Source organism: Streptomyces sp. NPDC087310, assembly GCF_044744405.1.
Lineage (GTDB): Bacteria > Actinomycetota > Actinomycetes > Streptomycetales > Streptomycetaceae > Streptomyces.
The window spans coordinates 583,711-607,519 of sequence record NZ_JBIUYF010000007.1 but is presented as its reverse complement, the minus strand read 5'-3'; the positions used below and the strand labels follow the sequence as shown (position 1 = coordinate 607,519).

Genomic DNA, 23,809 nt, shown 5'->3' with positions numbered 1-23,809 from the left:
GGCGTATTGACCTCACGGTCCGCCGAGGCGCGGCGTGAGCGAGCAGCGGCGGCGGCAGAATGCCGGCGGGTCCTCTCACGGGCGGCCAGGTCGAGGCAGTGCCCGAGGTGCGCGGCCGGGACGCAACGCGAACCGGGCGTCGCCGTCGCTCTGGACGTACCCGCCCGCGCGGGGTGTGAGTCCGTCGCGTTCGGCTTCGTCACCGTCGCGGGGCTGGGTCTGCTCCAGCGTGCCGAGCTCGCGCAGCGCCTGGAGCTCATCGGCGGGGGCGGCGATCCGGGCGGCTTCGCGCAGCTCGGCTTCCCGCACGGCGGCGGCCGCAGCTTCGGCGGCGAGGCCGGCCTGGACTACGTCGGGGCGTCGGAGGCCAGGCACGGTGCCGGGGCAGTCCTCGTTTTCATGCGGACATGGCAAGCACAACGGCAGAAGGTTCCCCCGTCAAGTTCTTCTGTCCGGTCTCCGTGCGCGGGTAAGACCCGCCTCACCTTGAGGACTTGGCCGTGTCCGGCCGGCCTGGCCTTCGAAACTGCGGTGCTCGCCGGCTACCGGCGCAGATGAGACTTTCGGCAGTGTCGGACGGCTTGCGATGTCCGTACCGTCGCTTCCGTGGAGAGCATGGTGATCAATAGTGGGACTCCGGCCGGGACGGCTGTTTTCCGGCAGACTCCTGAAGCAGGGAGCCTTCTGACAGCGGGCGCGATGACGGCCGCCGGTCTGAGCATGGTGAACCTGGGGTGGGTTGTCCTGACTGCCGTCGCCGCGTTCCTGGCCGGACTGCGGCCTGGGCGGATGGCGCCGACCGTGCTCGCTCTGGTCGGGCTTCTCTCGGCCGGCGTGGTGGCATTGTCCGTCGTGCCTGCCTGGCTGCCGTTGGCCGGCCGATTTGTGACGGTGGTGGTGGTCGCCACGATGCTGCCCTGGTTCGCGGGTCGGTTCTGGTGCCACTATCAGCAGCTTGTCCGGGCCGGTTGGGAGCGTGCCGGGCAACTGCAACGCGAGCAGGAGCTGGTCGCTGAGCAGGCCAGGCTGCGGGAGCGGGCTCGTATCGCGCAGGACATGCATGACGTACTGGGCCATGACCTCAGCCTGATCGCCCTGTCGGCCGGTGCCCTGAAGCTCGCCCCGGGCCTTGAAGAGCACCATCGAAGGGCCGCAGGTGACATCAGGGCCAAGGCCGCGGCCTCGGTGGAGCGTCTCGGCGAGGTGATCGGTGTCCTGCGTGAGGAGACCGGTGATGCACCGACGGACCCTGACGGCACCAGTCTTGCCGGCCTGATCGCGGAGGCCTCCGCGGCCGGGCTCGCGGTGAAGTTCCGCACCGGTGGCACGTCGGACGGCCTGCCACCGGTGGTCGAGCAGGCGGTTCATCGGGTCGTGCAGGAAGCGCTGACCAATGTTGCCAAGCACGCGCCTGGCGCGACGGCGACCGTCCAGGTGACCCATACGGCAACGGAGTCGGAAGTCGTCGTGCAGAACGGCCCGCCATCGTCCGCGGTCACCCTTCAGCCCAGGCCCCGGAGCGGGGGGTATGGCCTCATCGGTCTCGAAGAACGGGTGCGGCTGGCCGGCGGTTCGTTCGACCATGGTCCGCGCGACGGGGGCTTTGCCGTCTCCGCGCGGATCCCGCACGCGCCTTCGTCACCGCCGCCACGGCTCCTCGCGCCGGCGGTCCCTCGGACCGGCGGCGAACTGCCGCAGGAACATCGCCGTGCTCGGCACCGCGTCAGCCGGGCCCTGGTGGCTGCGGTCATGGTGCCCCTGGTGACGGGAGCGGCGCTGAGCGGAGCGCTCATGGGGTGGGAGATGCTGTCGGCGTCCCGGTCGGTCCTGGAACCTGGTGACTTCGCCCGCCTGCGAGTGGGGCAAGACCGTTCTGAGGTGGAGCGTTTCCTGCCGGCCCGGCAGACGAACCACCGACCGCTGACGGCCGAGCCGACAGGAGACGGCATGACGTGCGAGTACTACGCGATAACGGCCGACCGGTTCGACGACCGGTCCGGCGACGCGTACCGGCTCTGCTTCCGGGAGGGCATCCTGGTGTCCCGGGACACGCTCGCCCCCGTGAGGGTCCGATGATCCGGGTGCTGATCGCCGACGACGAGCCGATGATCCGGGCAGGAGTAGGCGCCGTTCTCGCCTCGGATCCCGGCATCGAGGTCGTCGCCGAGGCCGGTGACGGGCGCGAGGCCGTGGAACTGGTCCGGCGTCATCGCCCGGGGGTGGCTGTGCTGGACATCCGAATGCCCGGGATGAACGGCATCGACGCTGCAGCGGAGATCCGCAGCACCTCGCCCGGCACGGGCATCGTCATGCTGACGACGTTCGGCGAGGACGACTACATCCTGCGGGCACTCGGTGGTGGCGCGGCCGGCTTCCTGATCAAGTCGGGCGAACCCGAGGAACTGATCACCGGAATCCGGGCGGTGGCCGACGGCGCCGCCTACCTGTCACCGAAGGTCGCGGCCCGGGTCGTCGCGCACCTTGCCGCGACGGGCACGGGCGCCCTGGCCGGCCGGCGCTCCGTCGCCCGTGCCCGAGTCGGCTCCCTGACCGTCCGGGAACGGGAGGTGCTGGCCTTCCTCGGCGGCGGGCTGTCCAACAGGCAGATCGCCCGGCGGCTGCACGTGGTGGAGGGGACGGTGAAGGCCCATGTGAGTTCCATTCTGGCGAGGCTGGGCGTGGACAACCGGGCCGCTGCCGCGGTCGTTGCCCACGAGGCCGGTATCGTTCCTCCGCCGTCCCAGCCGTGATGCCGCCCGCTGAGCCGACGGCAGGAACGCGAAGAGTACGGCCACCACCACAGTGATGCCGAGGATCGCACCGGCGAGCACATCGTGCGGGTAGTGGACCCCCACCAACACGCGCAGCAGTGCGGCGGCCCCGGCCAGCGGCAGTGCGGCTGCGGCAAGGCGCGGCCGCAGCACGGCAAGGCCGGCGGCCAGCCCGGCGGCCAGGGTGGCGTGGTTGCTCGGGAAGGACCAGTCTCCCGCGCCGGGGCACCCCGCGACGAGTTCGGCCCCCGTGCGCAGCGCGCGGCACGGTCGCTCCTCGTCCACCACCAGCTTCGCTGCTTCGCTCACCGCGTAGGCCGCGACGGTGCCGAAACCGGTCAACACGGATCCGGCGGCCCCTCGTGAATCCTTGCGGCGGATCGCTGTCCACCACGTCCAGACCAGCAGCATTCCCAGAATCACCAGTGTGCCCTCGGTAGCTGCTTCCAGGAGCGGGCCCAGCCACGACGGCGCATCTGCCACCGTCCGAGTCACCGACCGGTACGCGGACGCCGATGCTCCTGCAGTGACCTGGACGGCACCGGCTTCACCCAGCCCACCCGGCGAAAGCCGGACGACCGCTCCCGTCCCCACACACAGGACGCCCAAAGCACCAAGCAGCCGACCGGCTCTGATCTTCTCTCGTGGTTCTTGTTCCATGGGGCCTGAACGTAGAAGCGGGGACAGCCAGGAACCCGAGCCGATCGGCAACAGCGGCCCCTGCCGATCGTCAGGGTTGACAGCTCCGCAGCCCTCCCCCACAAGCACCGGACGGCCCGCTCACCGCGGCGATCCACCGGCAGGACACTTCGGCGCCGCGAAGTCCCGTCCGGAAACCACCCCAGGCACGTTGGACAAGCGCTTCGGCACGACCGTGGGCGACCGGGCCGTGACCTCGGTCAACGCCGCTGCCGTCACCCACTCATCCACTCATCCGCCAAGCCGCCATCTGCGACGGCACCGACCGCATCAACAAACAATCCCTTAACTCGGTAAAACTCGACCACCTCGCCGAAACCCACCACCGTCCCCGCACCCGAGACCGCCAACCCCACCACCCACGCAAGCAGCCCTGACCAGCACAAACGCCAACCGAGCCTTTGCACGCCAGAACTACCTCCAACGACCCCAGCCACACTCAGCACAGAACACACAGCCCCAGCCCACGCACCCCGACCCACCCACTGCAGCCGTTCCCCCGCCCCCAACAAACCCGCTTCACACCAGGTCAACCAACACCCGGTACACCAACCACCACCCTCTCCAGCGTCATCAGTCCACGCCCACACCGTCATCCCAGATGCCAGGGCATAAGGCCAAAAGGCAGTCTTCGCTACCGACAGCCCTACCACTGCCACGAAACCGGGAGATCGTACTCAGCCAGGTGAGAACCTCCGGCGCGGCACGGGCGTCTGTCCGTCGAACGCACGCACAGACACCAGGAGTTCAGATGGCTGTACGTACGAAACACAGGATCCGCCCGCCCCGTTCGTCCGCGGCGCACCGCGGCGGCGCGCGGCGCGTGTGGATGGGCGCGCTGACCGTGGCCGCGCTGGTGAGTACCGCGCTCACCGGCCCCGCCGTGGCCGCTTCGGCCGGGCAGGACGCGGACGGGAGCGGGTCAGGGACCGGGAGAGCCGGCCACCACGCCACTCAGCAGCAACTGGACGCCGCCGTCAGGGACGGTGTCCCCGGCGCGCTGGCGCGGGTGACGGACCGCGACGGCGTCTGGAACGGCGCCGCCGGAGTCGCGGACCGGACCACCGGCCGCGAGCGGCTGCCCCAGGACAGGTACCGCATCGGCTCGCTCACCAAGACCTTCGTTGCCACCGTGCTGCTCCAGCTGGAGGCCGAGGGCCGCCTCGACCTGGACGACACCGTCGAGTCCCGGCTGCCGGGGGTGGTACGCGGCAACGGCCATGACGGGCGCGCCGTCACCGTGCGCCAGCTGCTCAATCACACCAGCGGGATCTTCAACTACACCTCGGACGCGGAGTTCCGCCAGAAGACCGCCGGCGATGGCTTCCTGACGCACCGTTACGACACGTGGCTGCCGGAGCAGTTGATCGCGCAGGCCATGAGCCATCCGCCCTACTCCGTGCCCGGTTCGGGCTTCCGGTACTCCAACACCAACTACATCCTCGCCGGGATGATCGTGGAGCGGGTGACAGGACACCCGTACGGCACCGAGATCGAGCGCCGTATCCTGCGCCCGCTGGAACTGCGCGCCACCAGCGCGCCGGGAACCGAGGTGCGGATGCCCCGTCCTTCGGGCCGGGCCTACTCGAAGCTGCTCTCCCCGGACCCCGCCGCCAAGATCCACGATGTGACCGAGCTGAACCCGACGGTCGCGGGGGCGGCAGGATCGATGATCTCCGCCCCGGCCGATCTGCAACGCTTCTACCGCGCGCTGCTCCGGGGCGAGTTGCTCCCGGCGGAGCAGCTCGGCGAGATGATGGACACCGTCGACGTGGCCCCCGAGACACCAGCCGGCTACGGTCTGGGCCTGCTCCGCCAGAAACTGCCGTGTGGTGTGGAGATCTGGGGCCACAGCGGCGATACACGCGGCTCGCTGTCCGCGGTCGCCATGACCCGCGACGGAAGCCACTCGATCGCCTTCAACTTCAACGCGGACTGGGCGGGTGACACCAAAAAGGTCGTCGAGGCAGAGTTCTGCAACTGATCGGGAAGACCGAGCTGCCTGCAGCCGGTGGGGGGCAACCGGCATCCACCGATCACCCCCCACCACCACCGATGCCAGCGCCGGTGCCGTGGCCCCTCAACCGAATCGACTGTTAGCCTAAAGGGTGTTGCGGAAGGTTCGGCTTGGGCAGGCCGAAGTGGTTCCTGATCTGCTGTTTCACCGTGTCATGGCGAGGTTGTGCATGGAAGCGACGGCCTGGACGGCATGGTGAAGTCCGTCGCCTCGTTGTCGGCAGTCGCGCAGGATCTTCCAGTTCTTCATCCGGGCGAAGGTGTGCTCGACACGGGCTCGCACCCTTCGGTGTTCAGCGTTGTCCTCCTCCTGCCCGCGCAGGAGGGGGCGACCGGCTCTCTTGCGGTGCGGGACGATCAGGCCGGTGCCGGGGTGGGCGCCGTCCGCGATGACCGTCGTGCTCACCGCCAGGGCGGGCAGGTCCGACTCGCGCCAGACATGTGCGTCGGCCTTGCTGCCTGGCGCCGGCCGGGCCGCCGCGATGACCAGGCGAGTGTCCGCGTCGATGATGACCTGCACGTCTGCCGAGAACCGGTAGTTGCGTGACGAGGCGCCGACCTTGCGGTCGCGGACCGGGATCAGGGTGCCGTCCACGATCCGCAACCGTTCGGTGTCCGCCACCGGTCGCGGAGCCCGCTCCAGCGCGAGCAACGGACGGAGCCGCTGGATGACCCGGCAGACCGTGGCCGGAGAGATGCCGAACAGCGGCGCGAGCTGCCGCATGGTGAGGTTCGTGCGGTAGTACACGGCCACCAGCAGCACCCGGTCCGGCAGCGGCAGACACCACGGTCGGCCACCACCCGGCCCGTTCCCGCCCCGTTCGCGCACCGCCTTCACCAGCTTGGCGAACCGATCCATCCGCAACCCCGTGAACGCCTCCACCCAGACCGGCTCAGCCCGCAACACCCCACCCATACAGACAAAATGCCCAGAACTGAGCCTTGTGCAACACCCTTTAGATGTAGACCCACGCTCATCGGCTGGCGAGTGCGGCTCGTGATGCCTTCTACGAGAGTGCGGCGGCGCGACCTCGGAATCGAAGTCGCGCCGCCGCCATCAGGGCAGTGGCCACGGCAATGGCGGGCCGAACTCTCCGAGCAAGTCCCCAGGGCCTCATCCGGCTTCCGAGGCGCTCGTGTACGGCAGCCCCTTCGTCAGGCTGGCGCACATGACAGGGTGCCTCACTCGGCCGACTACGCAGTCACCACGCGAAAAAGGGTCAGAAGGGCTTGCGCCGGCGGGGTGTCATTGTCGAAGAACTGCGTGGCCAGCACGGGTGGCACGGCCGTTCCGTGCATGCGGACCTCGTGGCACCTGAAGCAGAAGGCCGCCTCGAACAATGCCAGGTCGAGGGATTCCCCGTACGCCCGGATGCTCCAGCCTGGCGAGAAGCCGCAGCGGTGCTGCTCACTGCCGGGCAGGGTCTCGATCAAGGCCAAGGCGTCGGCGGCCTCCTTCCCGGCCCAGTGGGCGATCACCTCACCGGGATATGGGGCGCCCTGCTTGGTCGGGAGGGCAGAGATCCTTACGACCTCGATCAGCACGGTGGTGGCAACGGCTTCGGCAGGGAGCTGCATGTGCGCAGTCTGCCCGCCGGGTCGGCCGCCCGCTCAAGCATTCGCGAGGAAAGGACCTGCCACGCGAAAGCCCAGGGCCCAGAGACTCAGCAGGACAACTCCCCCGCACACGGGCCAACCGAAGCGCTCAAGGGCCAGTTGCAGCGCTCGGACTCCCGCAGCCGGCGGGCTTGCCCGGTCCCGACAAGACGAGGCATTCGAACACGGCGGTCCGGCGTTCCCAGCCGCGGGGGCCGTACCTCCAGCCGAGGACGGCGGTGAGCATCACGCGCGACAGAACGGCAGGCCGGACGTGAAGTGGGCGACGGTCAGTCCGCCTGAGCCCGCTGCAGTCAGGGCGGCTCGGGGTGCGGGAGGGCATGGTGTGGCGGCCTGTTCGGCGGGATCGAGCTGGGCAGCGCCGCCCTTGAACCGGTGATGGCCGCGAACCACGAGTTCGTGGCTCAGGCGTGTGGGGAGTGGGTTTTGCGGAGACGCATGGCTTGCCAGAGTTCGGCGGCGCCGCGGCTGCTGTCGGGCCGGGTCTGGTGTCGGCCGGAGCGGCAGGCGTTGTGGGCGATTTTCGATCGCGGCCGCGACAGCTGGGGCCATCGGCGGCTCGGCCCGGGCGGCACGGTGCGCTTCGAGGGCGCGGTGGTAGCCGGCCGACGCCGACTCCCGGGTGCGCACCGGTCCGGGCGCGGGCGCAGCGGCCACCGGTTCCGAGCCCGCGGACACCATCGCCGTGCTGGGTGCGGTGGCCGTGGGGGGCGACGGGCGCCAGGACGTGGATGCTGCGGATGTTCACGTCCTTGACCTGCTGCTTCAGCAGAGCGAGGGCTGAGTAGCTCCTACGGAGTTGACGGCCGCGGACCCCTTACGGCTTTGCCGATGTCGGATGGCCAATTGGGCCTGAATCGGGCAACGAAGTCGGCGAAGTCCTCACACAGGTACTGCGGGTCAGAGGGCTTCAGCCGTATCTGCTGGTGACCGCTGTGCACCCACCAGACCTCGAAGTCGGTCACTGTTCCCTCGGCAGGCCAGTCCTCGCTTCGCCGACGAGGCAGAAGCACGACGTCAACGAACCCTCCGACACTGAGGCCGATGTCCACGAAGACACCGATCGCCCCGGGCCTGGGCACTCGGACGACAGTGCCCGTGAAGACCTGACCGAAGCGCAGCCCACCTTGAACTCGCTCCCACTCCGCTTCCGTCACCACTTACGCATCCTCGCACCTCAGCACTGGCCTGGGCAGGAAAGCCCGGTGCGAGCTTCAGCTCGCACCGGGCTCAACATCTAGAATTCGCCAACAGGGTCCCGGCCGGGCGGAGCATCGTCACGCTGGCGGCGGAACTCGACTCGGCAGCCAGTCCGCATCTTCGACCGGCTGATGCACCGTGATCATGCGCGGTGCCGGGCTCGGCTTCCAGCCTTGCGGGCGCCCAGAACCGGCGTGACCTGCGTCAGGTACGAGGCTCCGACTTGTGTGTCCAGCGGTCCGGGCCGCGCCGTCGGCCGAGTACGGCCGCGACGACCGTGTTGTGCAGGTGGCGGCCGCCGTGTTCCCACCGCCAGGCGCGGCGGCGCTGCCGCGCGGTGAGCCGAGGGCGCACGCGGGGATGGACCCGCGACCACGTCCGCCTGGAACTGCGGCGGATAGTTCTTCATCACCACGAGATGTCCGTTCTCAGATCCTCAGGATCCAGTGTCTCGTATGTCCAAGATCAGAGGTCAAGGCCCAAGGAACCGTGGCTGTCGGAGTACTTCTGATCGACTGCACACCACACCCCGTACCACCGAACTCTTGACTGCAACCCGATTGGGACCGACGCCACCACCATGACAACTGACCTTCCAATGCCCAGGCCTGTCTTGCGATGGGTCACTGGTCTACTACCTGGCCTAATCACCGTGTCAGACGCCTCGTGGCCCCGTGCTGACTCGAAGGTCTGGCGCGTGGCATCGTCAGCAGGGCATGTCTGCGTCAAACTCAGCCCCACTCCGGAAAGGTATACACGCGAGGTGCATGCATACCTACACGTGGTGTGCGTGCTCTCCGACTGTGAGGCTCCGCGCCTACTGGCTACCGATCCCGACCTGCTGGTCCTCATGATGTCGTCGCTACCAGGGGAGGTCGTCCGGGGGCTCGACCTGCCCTCCGCCGACGCGGGAACCAGTCGTCTCGATGATCAGCAGCGCGCGCCGGTCGGGCGCAGATGGTGGATGAGCCGGTCGGCGCGTACGAACGACCCCCACACTGCGCGTGGCGGGCGCCGCGCTCATGACGCCGTCGATCGCGGGACGATTCCCTTGCCCAGCTCCTGCAACCGGCCGATAAGGGATTCGGTGGCGGTCAGCGGCGGGGTTTCCGACGGCGGGCTGATCCAGTGGGCGGCAGGAGAGCCCGGGCCGTTCACGGTCACCGGCACCAGCAGGTAGTCCCCGGCGGTCAGGATCCGCACGCCCGTCGGCAGGGTGAGGACCGTACCCGAGCCGGTCACCACCATCACGTACAGCACGTCGCTCAGATGGTCCGCCAGGACCGGATAGCCGCAGCGCGAGGGATGGCGCAGCCGGTCCAGGGCGTAGAGGCCGGTGACGAGGCCCCCGGATTGCACCGGGGGCCTTTCAGCTACCTGGTCAGGCACAGATGTTGTCTCTCCAGGTTCGGGTTGAAGTGGCGGAGGTCTGCTTCCAGTGGATCACTGCGCATTGGAAGCGTTGCTGGATTTCGTTGCCCACCTGGTGCTCATAGGAGGTGGGGTAACCCATCGGCCCTCGTTCACACCCGTCGCCGCACCAGTATTCGCCGATTTCTCCCCAGACGGGCCATGCTCCTGAGCGGGGGGACCAGTAGATCGTCCCGTGTTCGAACTGGGTTCGTCGGCCGACTCCGTCGGGGTTGACCAGTTCGTCGGTGAGGGGGCATCCGAGCGGCCCGGTACGGCCTTTCATCTCGGTGTACCTTTTCTCGATGTCTCCTACGACTTTGTGTCCGCAGTAGGGGTCGCTGGGGTCGGCTTGTGCGGTTGGTGTGACTGTGATGCTGAGGCCGGTCAGCAGGGCTAGGCAGGTCAGTACGCCGATCCGACTTCGAATTCCTCGCTGGAGGGTTGTGCCGAAATGCATGACATCGCCACCTTCCTTGGTTTGGAACTGTCTTAGGGCCAACGAGGCGATTCGACAGATGGAAACGGCCCTCTTCTCCCGAAGCTGCCGCGAAGTGACAGCTTCGGGAGAAGAGGACCGTCTCGTGTGCAGGAAACTGCACACTCCGGCGGTACTTCCCGGTCGAATGCTTCCCGAGGGCCCAGCTGACCCGCGCGGCGAAGACAAACTTCCTCAGCGCAGGTCAGCTCGCGACCTGCCGTCTGGTCACCCCCTCCAGCTCGGGTCGCCCACCGCGTTGTCGGCGAAATTGTCGATGGACTCGTTCACGTCGCTCTGGTGGTGAGCGTCGAGCTTGGCGTACAGGGCTTCGAACTCTTCGTCGTCGACTGATCCGATGTCCGTGGTCAGCTTCCTGACGACGTCGTACTGCTCACCCGGGTCCAGTTCCCCGCTCATCAGGGCCAGGTCGACCGTCCACAGCCCGGAGCCCCGCGCCACCTGCACGACATCCATGGCCAGCTGGAGCGGCGACGGCTTCCACCCGGTCGCCTCCTGGACGAAGCCGCCCGGGTCCGCCCGGTCGTCGTTCCATCCCCGGTTCACCACGGGCAGCCGGAGCCAGTTCAGGCGCTCCCCGGTTTCGGCATGCACCGGGTGCGTGTACCAGGTCAGGAAGGTCTCCCGCAGATCGTCCGTGTGGGCCTCGGCCCGCATACTGCGCTCGTCGCGAGTGTACGGCGCCCCCTCGATGATCCCGTGGGTCGCGGGCGGCGCCGTGATCACTTTCCAGGCGAGGTGCACCTCGCCTGGCCAAAACAAGTCCGGCCACTGCTCGTGGTAGTGGTTGGCCTCCTTCAGCCACTTCTGCCACAGGGCGGCCGCCGGCGTCTCCTCCGGGAGGAGGCTGTCGGGGAGACGGCTACTCCTCCCGGAAGCCAGGACAGGGCCAGTTCCTCGGTCTGCTCGTGCCTGGTCTCCAGGGAGCGAAAGGTCCACAGGGTGCCCGCCGGGTACGGCTGCACGATGGCTTGGGTAGTCGTCTGACGCATGCCGAAAAGTCTTCCAAGGCGCAGTACGTCCCGCGGCCGTTCCGTCAACCTCACTGTGCCCCAAAGAGGTTGAGGCCCTCACTCGGCGGGCAGCAGCAGCTTCAGACAAACGTCATCTCGCAGCGTTCGCACTGCCTTCCGAGGCATCTTCCTTGGAAGGCGGCTTCACGACAACCCGCCCACGCGTACGGTCTATCTCGCTGTCGCTGCCCTCCGGCCACAAGCCCCACCGTCCGCTTCTGCCCGCTACCGGCCTTTGAGAAGGCCTGTACGGCTGGGACCAACCGAGGCATCTGCCCGGCGCCGGCGCGACCGCCACCACCCCAGCAAGGGTCGCCCGCCGCTCTGTCAGAAGGCCTCAACGGCCCGGAGAAATAAAGGCGTGACGGCCCCCGCACTCGAACAGCCCGGCCGAACGCACCGCCCGGCCAGAGCCGCTACTCAAAGAATTAGGAGATGCCCTTGCCCTGCGAACTCATCGAGCGCAAGTCGGCGTGCGGCGGCTGCCGGAAGCTCGGCGTTGATTACGGCATGAATCTGATCGGCTCCCTCCGCCACGGTGCGACTCCGGGCGACTGGGAGCTGCCCCTCATCGTGACTCGGCTTTACCTGGACGATCACCTGATCACCATGCACGCCGTGTGGCTGCCCGACCGGCAGCCGGACTGCGATGTCTGCGAGGCGTGGCGCGAGGACCACACCATCGGCCCGATTCACGAGGCCGAGGCGCTGCACCGCGCCTGGCACTTGTGTGAGCCATTGCGGGAGGTCTGCTCTCCCAGTAACCACGAGCTGACCTACCTCATGTGAGAAGGCGTTGTTGTACCGAACTTGATGGACGTGTTCCCCAGGTCAGGCATGGCGTCGGGGTCGGCGAGGCAGGCTCAGGCTGTCGATTTGTCTCGTCGGTGGAGGTGCCTGATGGCGTCGGTCGTGGGGTTTGCTGGAGGACCGCGAGCTGGCCGCGCGCGTGCGCGTGGAGGGACTGCGGGAGGAAGCGGACCGGGTACTGGCCGAGCTCGCCCAGGCGGAGACGGATTGGCAGGAGTGGCTGATCGCCCGGCAGCGCGTGGACGAGGTCTTGTCCGCGCCGCAGCGCTCGGAGACGGGAGCAGTCGGCCCTGTCTCGGTCGAGAACTCGTGTGTGCCGAAGCCGGAGGCGGCGGCCGAGGTACCGTCCGTTGGGGCCCCTGCGCTGGGGGCCGCGCGGGCGGGTTCGATCGTGCCGGTGTGGCGGCCCGCGCTGAGCGCGGATGTGCTTGCAGTGGACTACCAGCAGATCCTTGCCGCCCTGGCGGAACGCCGCATGAAAGAGGACGGGGTGATGACGTGCCAGGAGATCGCCTTCGTACTCGGACTGGAGCTGTGCCCGGCCAGCGTGGAAGGGGTACGGTCGAAGATGAAGCGCCTTGCGGACCGCGGCTGGGCAGCCGAGCCGGCCCCTGGCCGGTTCACCCTCGCCGACGGGCCATCCTGCGGCTCATGAGCATCGAGACAAGGAAAGTTCTCTATGGATGGCAAGCCCCCACTGTGCGTCGTGATCACTGGGCCTTCCGCCGCCGGGAAGTCGACGTTGGCGGCCGCCGTCCAGGAGCACGCCCGTGAGCCCCTGCTGCGCTTCGGAGTGGACGAGCTTTACCGAATGATTCCCGGACAGTGGGCCGGTGGCGTTGCAAATGCCCGATTCGCTGAACGCGGTTTCACCTACCGGGATGTTCCGTGCATGCCTGGGGCGCGCCGGATCAACAACGGTGTCGACGCCATTGCCATGCTCTGCGCGATGAACGCGGGGATCGTGGGTTCTCAGCACTGGCGTCGGTGTGATCGTCGACGGCCAGGCGTTCGAACCCGTCGTCAACACGGACCTCGAAGGCCGACTCCTGGACTTGCGTGCACGGGGGCTGGCCCGGGTCGCCTTCATCGAGCTCTCGGTCACCGACGAGCCGCTGGCTGACCGGCAGCGCCGCCACTCTCATCCGGTCGGCCTTTCACTGCATCAGAACAGCCTGCCCAAGCAGGCCACCAAACCCGACCTCGTCGTCGAGACGAGCGGCATGTCGGCCGCCGAGGTGGCCGCGTTCGTGTGCCGTTGGCTCGAAAAGGAGCATCTGGAGGTGTGACCGCGGGCTTACCGGCCACACCTTGTCTCCGATCGGTGCGGACCACAACCTGATCAGGCATGATCTACTCTGTGAACGCGACAACGTACGGCCCCGCGCCGGTTCACGCTCGCCGACGGGCCATCCTGCGGCTCATGAGCATGGTCATCGACCACATGACCATCCACTCGTGGACGGTGGGCAGCGTCTCGTAGTCGCGTACCAGTCGGCGCGAGCGGAACAACCACGCGAACGTCCGCTCCACGCACCAGGCCGGCCTCCTCGCGCACCAGGCCGCGCAGCCGGTCGTGCAGTTCGGCCAGCAGCCCCTGCACGCCCCAGCGCCTGGCGAACGCGTAGACGCGGTCCCACACGGGGAAGTCGCCCGGCATGGCCCGCCACGTGATCCCGCCGGCGACCAGGTAGCGCACGGCATCCAACATCTGACGGAGGCAGTAGCACTCCGGCTGCCCGCCCTTGCCGTTCATCCACGCCGGGATCGGCATCGCGTCCCGCACGACCGCCCACTCCGCGTCCGACATGTCCGGGGGATACCGGGGCTCGCGGCTCAGATGGTCGCCCGCGTTCTCGAACCGGTGAGCGAGGCAATCACACGACCGGGCAACCGAGTTGGACTGTACCGGCACGGACCCACAAGACTGCGACACAAGGGCCTCTTGTTCAGGTCGTTCGGACTTCGACAATCCCGAGCTGGACAGGAGGCCCCGTCTTCATGCCTGCCGGATCCGAAGATCACGCGACCGAGTCACCGCACTCGAACCGGCGCCCAACAAGGTCGGTACGACAACGGCTTCTGAGGCCAGCACTGCTCGCCGGTCACCCGTCTCGGGTTGTGTCTGCGGGCTCATAGGTCCCCCAGAAGTGTCCGCTCGTATCGGGCGGCGAGGAATCAGCTGTCGATGCCCAGGACCTCGCCGAGTTCCGCGATGGTGTCCTCCACAGACTTGCCCGCAGTGTCCACGACGATGTGGTCGCGGTCCCACGGCTCATAGTCCCGGTCGACGATGTCCTGCCAGGTCGGCAGGGTCAGGTCGGGAGTGTCCACGGTGCGTGACGTCGCCCTGCGCTCGTGCTCCACCGGTCCGAACAGATGAGTTCGACCTCGAAGAACTCGGCCTCGGTCCGCTGCGCCACCGCCGCCCACGCGGCCCGCGTCACCTCCATCGGGTTCACGCACTCGGCGAAGACGCACAGCCCCTGGGCGAGCAGGTCCTCGGCCACGGCGTACGCGACGTCGTAGCCAAGGCCCCAGTTGACGGCGTGACGCAACGCGGCCGTGTCCGCACCGTAGGCGGAGAACCGGGAAAGGGACTGCTCGATCGTGTCGATCCGCAGATAGCTGGCGTTGAGTTTCCGCGACACGGTTCTCGCCGCAGTCGACTTCCCGGTGGCCGGAAGGCCTCCGACCACGACCAGCACAGGCTTGGTCCAGTGCGACTTCCTGTCCTGCATCGTCCGATCCCTCCGAGGTCCGCCGTCGGTCCTGTGTACGTCCCGCGCAGCTCTGCGGTCCCGCAGCCTTGAATGCCTGCAGCCCCGCATCAACCCTGCACAGTACATTTTTGGCCCGCGCGGACAAGGAGCAAGCGGCGAACCATCTCACCCGGGCGAGTCACACCGGCATCGGCCCCTTCACGAACCCCCTGCCGCTGCGCGGCGACTCCTCGAGCAGTCACTCCTTCGCCGAACTGCTCACCCGCCTGAGCCACTTCCTGCGGCACGACCTGCGCCTCGACGACCTCGTCCGGGCCGCTCAGCGCTGGCCGGTTCGGTGCCGAGGTGAACGTTCCGGCGGCGATCGACCAGTCCATGACGGGGCCGACGACTCCGTGCTGCCGGCTGAGCGCTAATACGGAAGCCCGTCTCCGCCGATTTGAACGAGCCGTTGCTGCCGGAGCCAGGTCCGAAGCTGGTCGCGGGGCGGCCGAGGGGTCCTGACCGGCAGGCTCTGTGCGGGATCCTGTTCGTCCTGCACACCGGCATCCAGCGGGAGTACCTGCCCCAGGAGCTGGGCTTCGGCTCGGGCATGACGTGCTGGCGGCGGCTGGCCGCCTGGAACGAGGCCGGCGTGTGGGACCGGCTCCACGTCGTCCTGCTGTCAAAGCTGCGGGCGGCGGAACAGCTCGACTGGTCCCGGGCGGTGATCGACTCCAGCCATGTGAGGGCCGCTCGGCTGGGCCCAGAAGCGGGCCCAGCCCGGTCGACCGCGCACGTCCGGGCAGCAAGCACCACGTCCTCGTCGAGGGACAGGGCATCCCGCTCGCGGTGTCGCTGACCGGAGGAAACCGCAACGACGTCACGCATCTGCTGCCTCGCCAAGGTCCCGTCCGTCGCGGGCTTGGTCGGGCGGCCGCGGCGGCGGCCCGACGTGGTGCTCGGCGACCGCGGCTACGACCACGACAAGTACCGCCGACTCGTCCGGGCCCTGGGCATCAAACCGGTGATCGCCCGCCGCGGCGTCCCTCATGGGTCGGGGCTCGGAGTGCACCGGTGGGTCGTCGAGTGCACCATCGCCTGGTTGTACGGCTTCCGACGCCTACGCGTCCGGTGGGAACGGCGCGACGACATCCACGAAGCCTTCCTCGGCCTCGCGGCCTGCCTCATCACCCACCGACATGTTCAACGCCTTTGTTAGGACCTCTAAGGGCCTGCCGTCGTGAGGGACTCATGGAGCTGATGGTCACGTTCTCGTCTGCGGGATAGCAATGCAGAACTCCGCCAATCACGACACGGGTGTCGGGGCGCGATGTGCCGTCGTCGTGGCAATGAGCCACCCGTACGCATACTGAGCTGTACTGAGATTTGTGGAGTCCCTGATGCCAGGGTTACGGTCCTGGTGAAGGAGATCCACCAGCACTATGCCAGCACCCCGTAAGTACCCCGATGAACTCCGTGAGCGGGCGGTCCGTGAGGTCCGCGCCACCGGCCGCCCGATCGCGCACGTCGCCAAGGACCTCGGCATCCACAAGGAGGCCCTGCGCGGCTGGGTCCGCCAGGCCGAGGCCGACCATGGCGAACGCGACGACCGGCTCACTACCGCCGAGCGCGACGAGCTGAAGCAACTCCGCAAGGAGAACGCCGAGTTGAAGCGGGCGAACGAGATCCTCAAAGCCGCCTCGGTGTTTTTTGCCCAGGAGATCGACCGTCCCCGGACGAGGCCGAGCAGGTGATCGACCACCTGCGTAACGAAGGTCTCGGGGTCGATCCCGTCTGTCGGGTGCTGGACCTGTCGCCGTCGACGTATTTCGCCCGCAAGAAGCGGCCGAAGTCGGCCCGCCGGCTCCGCGACGAACAGCTCATGCCGGTGATCGAGGAGATCCACGTGGAATCGGGCGGGACCTACGGCGCCCGTCGGATCACGCGCGCTCTGCGGCGCAAGGGTGTCGATGTGGCCCGATGCACCGTCGAGCGGCTGATGGCCGAACTCGACCTGGAGGGCGTGATCCGTGGCCGGCGGAGCCGCACCACGATCCCGGAGCCTTCGGCGCCCCGTCCGCCGGACCTGGTCGACCGCGACTTCACAGCGGCGCGGCCCGATCAGCTGTGGGTGGCTGACATGACGTATGTCCGCACGAGATCGGGCTGGGCATATGGGGCGTTCGTGCTGGACGTGTACTCACGGATGATCGTCGGCTGGCAGGTCGCCGACCACATGCGGCCGAACTGCCGCTGGATGCCCTGGAGATGGCGCTGTGGCGCCGGAGAATCAAGAAGGACTCCGGTCTCATCCACCACAGCGACAGGGGGTCGCAATATGTGTCGATTCGCTACGCCGACCCCCTCGCGGACACCGGCGCTTCCGCGTCGGCCGGTTCCGTCGCGGACTCTTACGACAACGCCATGGCCGAGGCGCTGAACGGCACTTTCAAGGCCGAGCTGACCGAGATGCAAGGCCCCTGGAAGGTCCCTGCCCAGGTCGAGCGAGCGATCTTCCAGTGGGTCACGTGGTACAACGAAGAACGGCTCCACTCCGCGCTCGACTACGTGCCACCCGCCGAGTACGAACGCGACTTCTGGCAGAGCCAGGAGCAGACCCCGCAGTCCGCCTGAAACAGGATTACCGGACTCTACGAAACTCGGGGCAGCTCATGCTGCGGGTACGCACCGCCCTGGCACCAGCGGACGTCCCGCTGTTCGGCGAGCGGGCGTAGGTGTCACGGTGGCTGCATGTGGCGGGCCAACCTGCGGCCCCAGGTCTGGCTTGGCGCTTCAATGCACCGGTAGGTCAGCAGGCACAGAGGCAGCAGCACGGTGAAGAACGCCACTTCGAGCGCAGGACTGTCCTGCCGCCGTCTGCCGATCGTGCTGTCGATCACCGCCAGCAGCACGGGATGCACCAGATAGACCGAGTAGCTGATCGTTCCCAATCCGGTCAGCACCCGCGGTATGCGCCGGCGACGCGACGCCAGTCCGGCGCCGAACGTGAGCACAGCCAGCAGGAACGCGACGATCCAGCCGCGCCGTGTGAAGTGGCCACCGTCGCCGTACCGGTACGCGCTCCCCACGGCACAGGCGACCACCATGACGGCAGTGCCAGCGGCGTAGCGCCAGGTGGTCTGACCGCTCTCGGCACGGTAGACGGCGGTGCCGAGGAACATCACGGCGAGGATCACCAGGCCCTCCCACACCGGAACCGTGCCGTTGAACGCGATCAGGACGAGCGCCATCAACCCGCCCAACACACCCCCGAACACCCGGAGCACGGATGACCTGGCGCTCGCACAGCAGATGGCGATCACCATGGCGATCGAGGCACACGCGATCAGCGAGCCGGTGCCGACCAAGCTGGACAGGGCAGAAGTTGGCAGCACTACCCCTGCCGTCACGCTCACAGCGGCAAGCACGGCCAAGATGACCGCGACCGCCGCAGACTGCCGGTGAAGGCGCACCGTGAAAAGAGCGACGACCAGCAGGTAGAAGGACATCTCGTAGGAGAGTGTCCACAGGATGAGCAGGAGATTGGGTGTTCCCAGTAACTCCTGGAGCATCGTGGCGTGGGCGACAGCCACAGTGACAGCGCTCTGCTGACCGAAGTCACGCATCTCCGCAATGCCCAAGAGGTTGACGGCAAGGAACACACTGAGGACAGCCGCCCACAGCGGGTACACACGGAAGATCCGTCCGATCCAGAACGTCCGGACGCAGCCCCGGCGCTCCAGCGACGCGGGGATGATGTAGCCGCTCACCAGGAAGAACACCATAATGCCGTAGCGGCTGGTGTTGAACTGTGGCATCAACTCCCGCCGGAAGTCCGCAAGGAACGTATACGACGAGTGGTCGAACACCACGACGAGTGCGGCGATGCCGCGCAACGCGTCCAGCCAGGCCAGCCGCGACGGACCAGCCGTCGCTATGACGGTTAGCAATCTTGAATTGACAGAGCGTGAGTGCGCCGTTGGGGCAGGGTCGATGGGTGGGGATTCCATGTGTAGGCAGAGTCCTCTTTGGTGAGGCGTTCGTTGGGTTTGTCGTGAGGCGGGGGGTCGGCATGGTCCGCATGAGGCGGAGGAGATCGCCAAGCCGTCGATCCGGCCGACGACGCGCGGCCGTAGGAAGGCGGAAGCCAGGACGCGCGCCGATCAGGTGGTTACGCTGAGAAAGCCGTCAGCTAGTGCCGCAGCAGGCAACGTCTGCCCGTCAAGGAGCGGCGTTCGGTGCGTGCTCTCGGTGTGCCGGCCGGAAGTCCCCGTACTGGATGTACTCGGGCTTTCGGCCGGTGCGGCGAAGGAAACACTTCCCTGCTCGAACGAAGCCGAGAGCTTGGGGGCGCGTGCCGGGCGTCGCGACGGGGCGAACGTTGCCTGTTGCGGCGCTAGTGCCCCTCCCGGCACTAGCCGTCGGCAGGGCGACTTTCATCAAAACTCAGGGCTTCGGCCTCGGTCTTGGTCCCGTGAACCCGACCGCGCGCAGCCGCGCATCGCCCCTGGTCCTTTCCAAAACCAAAACGTTGCGCCGGCGCGTTGAAGGACCTCTTGGCCCGCTGCCCCGAACTGGTCCCGCCGCTGCCGGGTGTGTCCGCGGCTTTGGCGAGCTCTCCAGCCGCCCCGGACTCGGTTCCTGTGCACTGTTTCATTCCATTCGGTGCAGTCTTGACGTGAAGGGACCCAGGGGCGACGTGGGCTTGCTGGGGCGCTTGCCGCCCCTTGCCGGCCTCAAATGGCCTTCAGGGGGCGGTCTGCAGAGTGGTCCCCCGGGCCGCTGGCAACACCGAGTTCAGCGGCTCGAGCATTGTTCGGCAGTACCGTTCTGGCGGCCGAACAATGAAGCGGGATACGCGAGCCTTTCGGGTGTCATACAGGTGCATGGATTGGCTGCCCGCTCGATGCAGGGCGGCTGGAAGAGGTGAAGGTGTGGCGGGGCGTCGTGAGGTGCCGGTGGATCCGGCGGCGGGTCCGGTGCAGCGGTTCGCGTTCGAGTTACGCAAGCTGAGAGCGGAACCGGACAGGATCACCTATCGGTTGCTGGCCCAGCGGGCGGGATACTCGGTGACCACGCTGTCCCAGGCGGCAGCGGGCGAGCAGTTGCCGACGCTGCCGGTGGCCCTGGCCTATGTGGGGGCGTGCGGTGGGAACCTGGCGGAATGGGAGGCCCGGTGGAAGGCGGCGGTGGAGGAGTCCGCCGGTGACGGAACTCGCGACAACGACGGATCACTCGCGCCGTACCGGGGTCTGGCACGGTTCGAGACCGGAGACAGCGGACTGTTCTTCGGCCGGGAACAGCTCACCGCCGACCTCGTCGATCTGCTGGGCCGCCGACGGTTCGCTGCGGTCTTCGGCCCTTCCGGCAGCGGCAAGTCCTCCCTGCTACGGGCCGGCCTGCTACCCGTCCTCCAGCGCGCTCAGGAGTTGGGCCTGCGCCCGGCCGCGATCCGGATCCTGACACCGGGCAAGCGCCCCGCCCGCAGTCACGCATCCCTCCTCACACCCGCCATTCCCCGCGACGGCAGCGCCGGGGTGGACACGTTCGTGATCGTCGACCAGTTCGAGGAGGTCTTCACCCTCTGCCACGATGCGGCCGAGCGCGCTCGCTTCATCGATCAGTTGCTGACAGCCCGGGAGCCCGAGAGCCGCCTGCGGGTGCTGTTGGCGGTGCGCGGCGACTTCTACGGCCGCTGTGCCGAGCACCGCGACCTGGCCGACGCGCTGCGCGATGCCAGCCTCCTGGCCGGAGCGATGAGCCAGGCGGAACTGCGCGACGCCGTCGTCAAGCCGGCCACGGCCGCCGGACTGACCGTGGAACGCGCCCTGACCGCCCGGCTGGTCAAGGAGGTCGCCGACGCGCCGGGCGGGCTGCCTCTGCTGTCCCACGCGTTACTGGAGACCTGGAGCCGCCGCCGCGGCAAGACACTGACCGTGGCCGGGTACGAGGCGGCCGGATGCCTGGACGGCGCGATCGCCAAGACCGCAGAGTCGGTCTACGGCCGGTTCACCGAAGACCAGGCGGCTGCCACCCGCCGGGTGCTGCTGCGCCTGGTCGCCCCCGGCGACGGCACCCCTGACACCCGCCGTCCCGTCGAGCGAGCGGAACTGCCCGGCATCAGTCGGAATGACACCGCCCAGGTGGTGGAGGCACTCGCCGGGGCTCGCCTGCTCACTCTGGACGGCGACACGGTCGAGATAGCCCACGAGGCCCTGATCACGGCCTGGCCCCGACTGCGCCGGTGGATCGAGGAAGACCGCGAACGCCTGCGTGTGCACCGGAACCTGTCCGAAGCGGCCCACGCCTGGCAGCAACTGGGCCGCGAAAAGGGCGCTCTGTGCCGGGGAAGCCGGCTCGCCGCCGCCCAGGAACACTTCGGCATCGCACCGCGCGAAGACCTGAACGACCTGGAGCACGCCTTCCTCGACGCCAGCCTCGACCACGAGCACAAGAGCCGCCGCCGCTACCGACTGGTGCTCACCACGGTCACCGCCGCCCTGTGCCTCGCCCTCGTCGCAGTCGGCCTCGCCGTGGGGCAGTGGCAGAGCGCGGTCACCGCCCAGCACCTCGCCCAGTCCCGGCAACTGGCCGCCGAGTCCAGCGCGCTGCTGGCCTCCGAACCCGACCTCGCCTCACTGCTCGCTGTCCATGCCTACCGGACCAGCCCGACCCGCGAAGCCACCGCCGCCCTGTATGCCGCCGCGGCCCTACCGCTGCGCAAACGCCTGACCACCGGCACCAAACCCGTGGACTCCATCGCCCTCAGCCCGGACGGACACACTCTCGCCACCCACAGCACAGACGGCAGAATACGGATCTGGAATCTGCCCGGAGGCCAACTCCAACACACCTTCACTGGCCACAACGCCAGCGAAGTCAGCCACGTCGCGGCGTTCAGCCCCGACGGACGCACCCTCGCTGTCGCTACCGCCGGCGGCACCAGAGGGGTGATAACCCTGTGGGATCCGGTCAACGGCAGGAAACTCAGAACCCTCACCGTCCCCGATGGCTCAATACGCGCAATGGCCCTCAGCCCGGACGGTCGTACCGTCGCCGCCGCTTCCCCAGCGGCTGTACGGGTGTGGGACGTGGCCACCGGCCGCCTGCGGCACAGTTTCACCAGCGACCCGCTGGCGGTCGCCTTCCGCCCGGATGGACGTACCATCGCCACGGTGGTCCGCAGCGGACTGGTGCGGGTGTGGGACGTGGCCACTGGCCGCCCCCGGACCGCCCACGACAGCCGAATTGAGGGTGGTGCGGTGGCTTTCAGCCCCGACGGCCGGACATACGCGGTTGTCCGCACCGACGGTTTGGTGCAACTGCGAGAGGTGGCCACCGGCATCGTCCGGCGCACCATCAGCGACGGTCCCATCGGAGTGAACGAGGTGGCCTTCGCCCCGGACGGGCAGACCCTCGCCATCCCGGGCCTGGGAGACACGGTGCGACTGTGGGACACCACCTCCGGCGCAGCGCCGGCCACCGTGACCGCCGGTCACCACGGACGGGGAGCCATGAAAGTAGCCCTCAGCACCGACGGCCACACCCTGGTGACCAGCAGCAACCTGGACGCCACCGTCCGCATACACCGCCTGTCAGCCGATCCCCCGCAGACCACCCTGCCAGGCCCTGACAGCACATACGTCGCCGACATGGCGTTCAGCCCGGACGGACGCACGATGGCCACGGTCCGCCAAGGGCCACCCGGCCTTGGGTCAATACAGCTTTGGAACATCAGGACCGGCGACCGCAAAGCCACCCTGGCGCTCGACAACGACCTGGCACACCGGGGAGAACAGCCGCCCTACACGGTTTCCCGCCTCGCGGCCGTGGGGTTCAGCCCGACCGGGCGCGCCCTGGCCGCCCGGGCCACCAAGAACAGGGGGATCGAGGTCCGGGACGTTGCCACGGGCCGTCTACTCAGAACCCTTACTCTGAGCGTCATCGGCACGGCGGTCTTCAGCCCCGACGGGACACGACTCGCCATCATCGGCGAGAAGGGAACGGTGCGGATCTGGCACCTTTCAACCGGCGCATTACACACCGCCCACACCAGCCCCGGCGAGTCCGTCAGGACGGTGGCGTTCACCCCGGACAGCCGCACACTCGCCGTCGTGGACATCAAGGACGGCGGCGACCAGGTCACGCTGCTCGACACCGCAACCGGCCACACACAGCGCACCATCAAGCCGAGTACCCCAAGCACACAGTCTCTGGCGTTCAGCCCGGACGGGCACACCCTGGCCACCGCAAGCGGGAGCGGAACCGTGAATACGTGGGACAGGCGCACCGGTCAGCTCCAAGACAGTTTCAGCGTCAGCGGTGAGGTGGCGTCGCTGGCGTTCAGCTCCGATGGACGAACCCTGGCCGCAAGCACCGTAAGAGGGGTCCAGCTGTGGGACCTCGCCACCAGCCAGACCAGGATCACCCTGCCCACCCGCTCGCTCGCAGCAGTGGCGTTCAGCCCGGACGGACAGACCCTGGCCACCAGCACGGGCAGCTCCGTCGGGCTGCGAAAGGTCGACCTGCCCGACCCGGCCCGCGCAATACGCACCATTTGCGAGGCCATCGACACCACACTCACCCCCCTGGAACAGTCCCGCTACCTCCACGATCAATCCGCTCAAACCGGCTGCCAGCCGGCCGCGCTATAGGACCTCACTACGGGGCGGGCAATGGGCCGACTGCAGGCAAGGCAGGAGCGGTGCGGTAGGAAGCAGGTAGATGCCCCGCTCCGGACGCCACATCGGCCCGCCGTCCGCAGGGCAGATCATCGCGCGCCCTCATCGCCCCACTAGCGAGAGGCTCGCGGGGACGGGGAGGAGATGCGCTTCGGGCTGGAGAGGACGTCTGAGTTGGGGTGACAAGAGGCAGAAACGGCAAGCTGCTCCAGGGTGTTGGGTCGGCAAAGCGCAGTCTGGGCGCACTCGACTCAGCGGACCATCTCCCGCGCCCGCGTGGCCAGCGCGGTGACGACGGCGGAGGACGCGGTCCTCATCTGATCCGCCGTCCCACCGACCGCCGCCTTCACCTACGTCACCATCTCGATGGCCCTCGCCCTCATCGGAA

General features: G+C 68.1%; 16 protein-coding genes and 5 pseudogenes. 10 read left to right on the top strand and 11 right to left on the bottom strand.

Going from position 1 to position 23,809, the window contains the following annotated elements; genetic code table 11:
* Positions 1 to 75: 75 nt before the first annotated feature.
* Positions 76 to 375: a hypothetical protein gene (locus ACIO3P_RS28435; protein WP_329821438.1), complete on the bottom strand. Its 300-nt coding sequence runs from the start codon at positions 373 to 375 to the stop codon at positions 76 to 78.
* Positions 376 to 615: 240 nt separating this feature from the next.
* On the opposite strand from ACIO3P_RS28435, the gene ACIO3P_RS28430 reads away from it, so the two are divergent.
* Entirely contained in the window at positions 616 to 2,076 is a 1,461-nt protein-coding gene (locus tag ACIO3P_RS28430; protein ID WP_401853990.1) for a sensor histidine kinase, read from the top strand.
* Complete coding sequence (locus ACIO3P_RS28425; protein WP_401853278.1) at positions 2,073 to 2,750, top strand: response regulator; 678 nt, start codon at positions 2,073 to 2,075, stop codon at positions 2,748 to 2,750. Before ACIO3P_RS28430 ends, ACIO3P_RS28425 begins: the two co-directional genes overlap by 4 nt.
* 45 nt (positions 2,751 to 2,795) lie before the next feature.
* On the opposite strand, the pseudogene ACIO3P_RS28420 reads toward ACIO3P_RS28425, so the two are convergent.
* A pseudogene (locus ACIO3P_RS28420) lies at positions 2,796 to 3,182 on the bottom strand (phosphatase PAP2 family protein); the annotation flags it as partial.
* A 1,039-nt stretch (positions 3,183 to 4,221) separates the two neighbouring features.
* Between ACIO3P_RS28420 and ACIO3P_RS28415 the strand changes: the two are divergent.
* The gene (locus tag ACIO3P_RS28415; RefSeq protein WP_401853280.1) at positions 4,222 to 5,454 is read left to right on the top strand and encodes a serine hydrolase domain-containing protein; all 1,233 of its coding nucleotides are present in this window, start codon (positions 4,222 to 4,224) and stop codon (positions 5,452 to 5,454) included.
* A 177-nt stretch (positions 5,455 to 5,631) separates the two neighbouring features.
* On the opposite strand, the gene ACIO3P_RS28410 is transcribed toward ACIO3P_RS28415, so the two are convergent.
* The 5 genes from ACIO3P_RS28410 to ACIO3P_RS28390 form a co-directional block, all read right to left on the bottom strand.
* Positions 5,632 to 6,402 (bottom strand): transposase, encoded by a 771-nt coding sequence (locus ACIO3P_RS28410; RefSeq protein ID WP_401978212.1) that lies wholly within the window; start codon positions 6,400 to 6,402, stop codon positions 5,632 to 5,634.
* Between the two features lie 278 nt (positions 6,403 to 6,680).
* Complete coding sequence (locus ACIO3P_RS28405) at positions 6,681 to 7,064, bottom strand: hypothetical protein (protein WP_329821361.1); 384 nt, start codon at positions 7,062 to 7,064, stop codon at positions 6,681 to 6,683.
* A 2,259-nt stretch (positions 7,065 to 9,323) separates the two neighbouring features.
* Positions 9,324 to 9,662, bottom strand: coding sequence for a hypothetical protein (locus ACIO3P_RS28400; protein WP_401853288.1), 339 nt, complete (start codon positions 9,660 to 9,662; stop codon positions 9,324 to 9,326).
* A 22-nt stretch (positions 9,663 to 9,684) separates the two neighbouring features.
* Positions 9,685 to 10,173, bottom strand: a complete 489-nt coding sequence (locus ACIO3P_RS28395) for an LGFP repeat-containing protein (RefSeq protein ID WP_401853290.1) — start codon at positions 10,171 to 10,173, stop codon at positions 9,685 to 9,687.
* A 246-nt stretch (positions 10,174 to 10,419) separates the two neighbouring features.
* On the bottom strand, positions 10,420 to 10,974 hold the full coding sequence (locus ACIO3P_RS28390; RefSeq protein WP_401853293.1) for a hypothetical protein: 555 nt from the start codon (positions 10,972 to 10,974) through the stop codon (positions 10,420 to 10,422).
* A 686-nt stretch (positions 10,975 to 11,660) separates the two neighbouring features.
* On the opposite strand from ACIO3P_RS28390, the gene ACIO3P_RS28385 reads away from it, so the two are divergent.
* The 4 genes and pseudogenes from ACIO3P_RS28385 (at position 11,661) to ACIO3P_RS28370 (ending at position 13,324) form a co-directional block, all read left to right on the top strand.
* Positions 11,661 to 12,014: a hypothetical protein gene (locus ACIO3P_RS28385; protein WP_401853295.1), complete on the top strand. Its 354-nt coding sequence runs from the start codon at positions 11,661 to 11,663 to the stop codon at positions 12,012 to 12,014.
* Between the two features lie 130 nt (positions 12,015 to 12,144).
* On the top strand, positions 12,145 to 12,690 hold the full coding sequence (locus ACIO3P_RS28380; protein ID WP_401853297.1) for a hypothetical protein: 546 nt from the start codon (positions 12,145 to 12,147) through the stop codon (positions 12,688 to 12,690).
* Positions 12,691 to 12,714: 24 nt separating this feature from the next.
* A pseudogene (locus ACIO3P_RS28375) lies at positions 12,715 to 12,804 on the top strand (chloramphenicol phosphotransferase); the annotation flags it as partial.
* Positions 12,805 to 13,024: 220 nt separating this feature from the next.
* The gene (locus ACIO3P_RS28370) at positions 13,025 to 13,324 is read left to right on the top strand and encodes a hypothetical protein (RefSeq protein WP_401854058.1); all 300 of its coding nucleotides are present in this window, start codon (positions 13,025 to 13,027) and stop codon (positions 13,322 to 13,324) included.
* A 53-nt stretch (positions 13,325 to 13,377) separates the two neighbouring features.
* Here the strand turns inward: ACIO3P_RS28370 and ACIO3P_RS28365 are convergent, their stop codons facing one another.
* The 3 genes and pseudogenes from ACIO3P_RS28365 to ACIO3P_RS28355 form a co-directional block, all read right to left on the bottom strand.
* The gene (locus tag ACIO3P_RS28365) at positions 13,378 to 13,845 is read right to left on the bottom strand and encodes a transposase (RefSeq protein ID WP_401853300.1); all 468 of its coding nucleotides are present in this window, start codon (positions 13,843 to 13,845) and stop codon (positions 13,378 to 13,380) included.
* A gap of 368 nt (positions 13,846 to 14,213) precedes the next feature.
* Positions 14,214 to 14,776, bottom strand: a pseudogene (locus tag ACIO3P_RS28360) (AAA family ATPase).
* A gap of 89 nt (positions 14,777 to 14,865) precedes the next feature.
* Positions 14,866 to 15,135: a hypothetical protein gene (locus tag ACIO3P_RS28355; RefSeq protein ID WP_401853301.1), complete on the bottom strand. Its 270-nt coding sequence runs from the start codon at positions 15,133 to 15,135 to the stop codon at positions 14,866 to 14,868.
* 38 nt (positions 15,136 to 15,173) lie between these two features.
* Here ACIO3P_RS28355 and ACIO3P_RS28350 point away from each other — a divergent pair.
* Positions 15,174 to 15,959, top strand: a pseudogene (locus ACIO3P_RS28350) (IS5 family transposase).
* Between the two features lie 223 nt (positions 15,960 to 16,182).
* Positions 16,183 to 17,374 (top strand): annotated as a pseudogene (locus ACIO3P_RS28345) (IS3 family transposase).
* A gap of 104 nt (positions 17,375 to 17,478) precedes the next feature.
* Here the strand turns inward: ACIO3P_RS28345 and ACIO3P_RS28340 are convergent.
* Positions 17,479 to 18,750 carry an acyltransferase family protein gene (locus ACIO3P_RS28340; RefSeq protein ID WP_401853303.1) on the bottom strand — a complete coding sequence of 424 codons (1,272 nt, stop codon included), beginning with the start codon at positions 18,748 to 18,750 and terminating at the stop codon, positions 17,479 to 17,481.
* An 876-nt stretch (positions 18,751 to 19,626) separates the two neighbouring features.
* Here ACIO3P_RS28340 and ACIO3P_RS28335 point away from each other — a divergent pair.
* Positions 19,627 to 23,394 (top strand): hypothetical protein, encoded by a 3,768-nt coding sequence (locus ACIO3P_RS28335; RefSeq protein WP_401978227.1) that lies wholly within the window; start codon positions 19,627 to 19,629, stop codon positions 23,392 to 23,394.
* Positions 23,395 to 23,809: the final 415 nt, after the last annotated feature.

Coding starts and splice junctions, on each gene's coding strand:
- ACIO3P_RS28430 (WP_401853990.1), top strand. CDS start 616: ATGGTGATCAATAGTGGGACTCCGGCCGGGACGGCTGTTTTCCGGCAG.
- ACIO3P_RS28425 (WP_401853278.1), top strand. CDS start 2,073: ATGATCCGGGTGCTGATCGCCGACGACGAGCCGATGATCCGGGCAGGA.
- ACIO3P_RS28415 (WP_401853280.1), top strand. CDS start 4,222: ATGGCTGTACGTACGAAACACAGGATCCGCCCGCCCCGTTCGTCCGCG.
- ACIO3P_RS28410 (WP_401978212.1), bottom strand. CDS start 6,402: ATGGGTGGGGTGTTGCGGGCTGAGCCGGTCTGGGTGGAGGCGTTCACG.
- ACIO3P_RS28405 (WP_329821361.1), bottom strand. CDS start 7,064: ATGCAGCTCCCTGCCGAAGCCGTTGCCACCACCGTGCTGATCGAGGTC.
- ACIO3P_RS28395 (WP_401853290.1), bottom strand. CDS start 10,173: ATGCATTTCGGCACAACCCTCCAGCGAGGAATTCGAAGTCGGATCGGC.
- ACIO3P_RS28385 (WP_401853295.1), top strand. CDS start 11,661: ATGCCCTTGCCCTGCGAACTCATCGAGCGCAAGTCGGCGTGCGGCGGC.
- ACIO3P_RS28365 (WP_401853300.1), bottom strand. CDS start 13,845: ATGTCGGACGCGGAGTGGGCGGTCGTGCGGGACGCGATGCCGATCCCG.
- ACIO3P_RS28355 (WP_401853301.1), bottom strand. CDS start 15,135: ATGGACTGGTCGATCGCCGCCGGAACGTTCACCTCGGCACCGAACCGG.
- ACIO3P_RS28340 (WP_401853303.1), bottom strand. CDS start 18,750: ATGGAATCCCCACCCATCGACCCTGCCCCAACGGCGCACTCACGCTCT.
- ACIO3P_RS28335 (WP_401978227.1), top strand. CDS start 19,627: ATGGATTGGCTGCCCGCTCGATGCAGGGCGGCTGGAAGAGGTGAAGGT.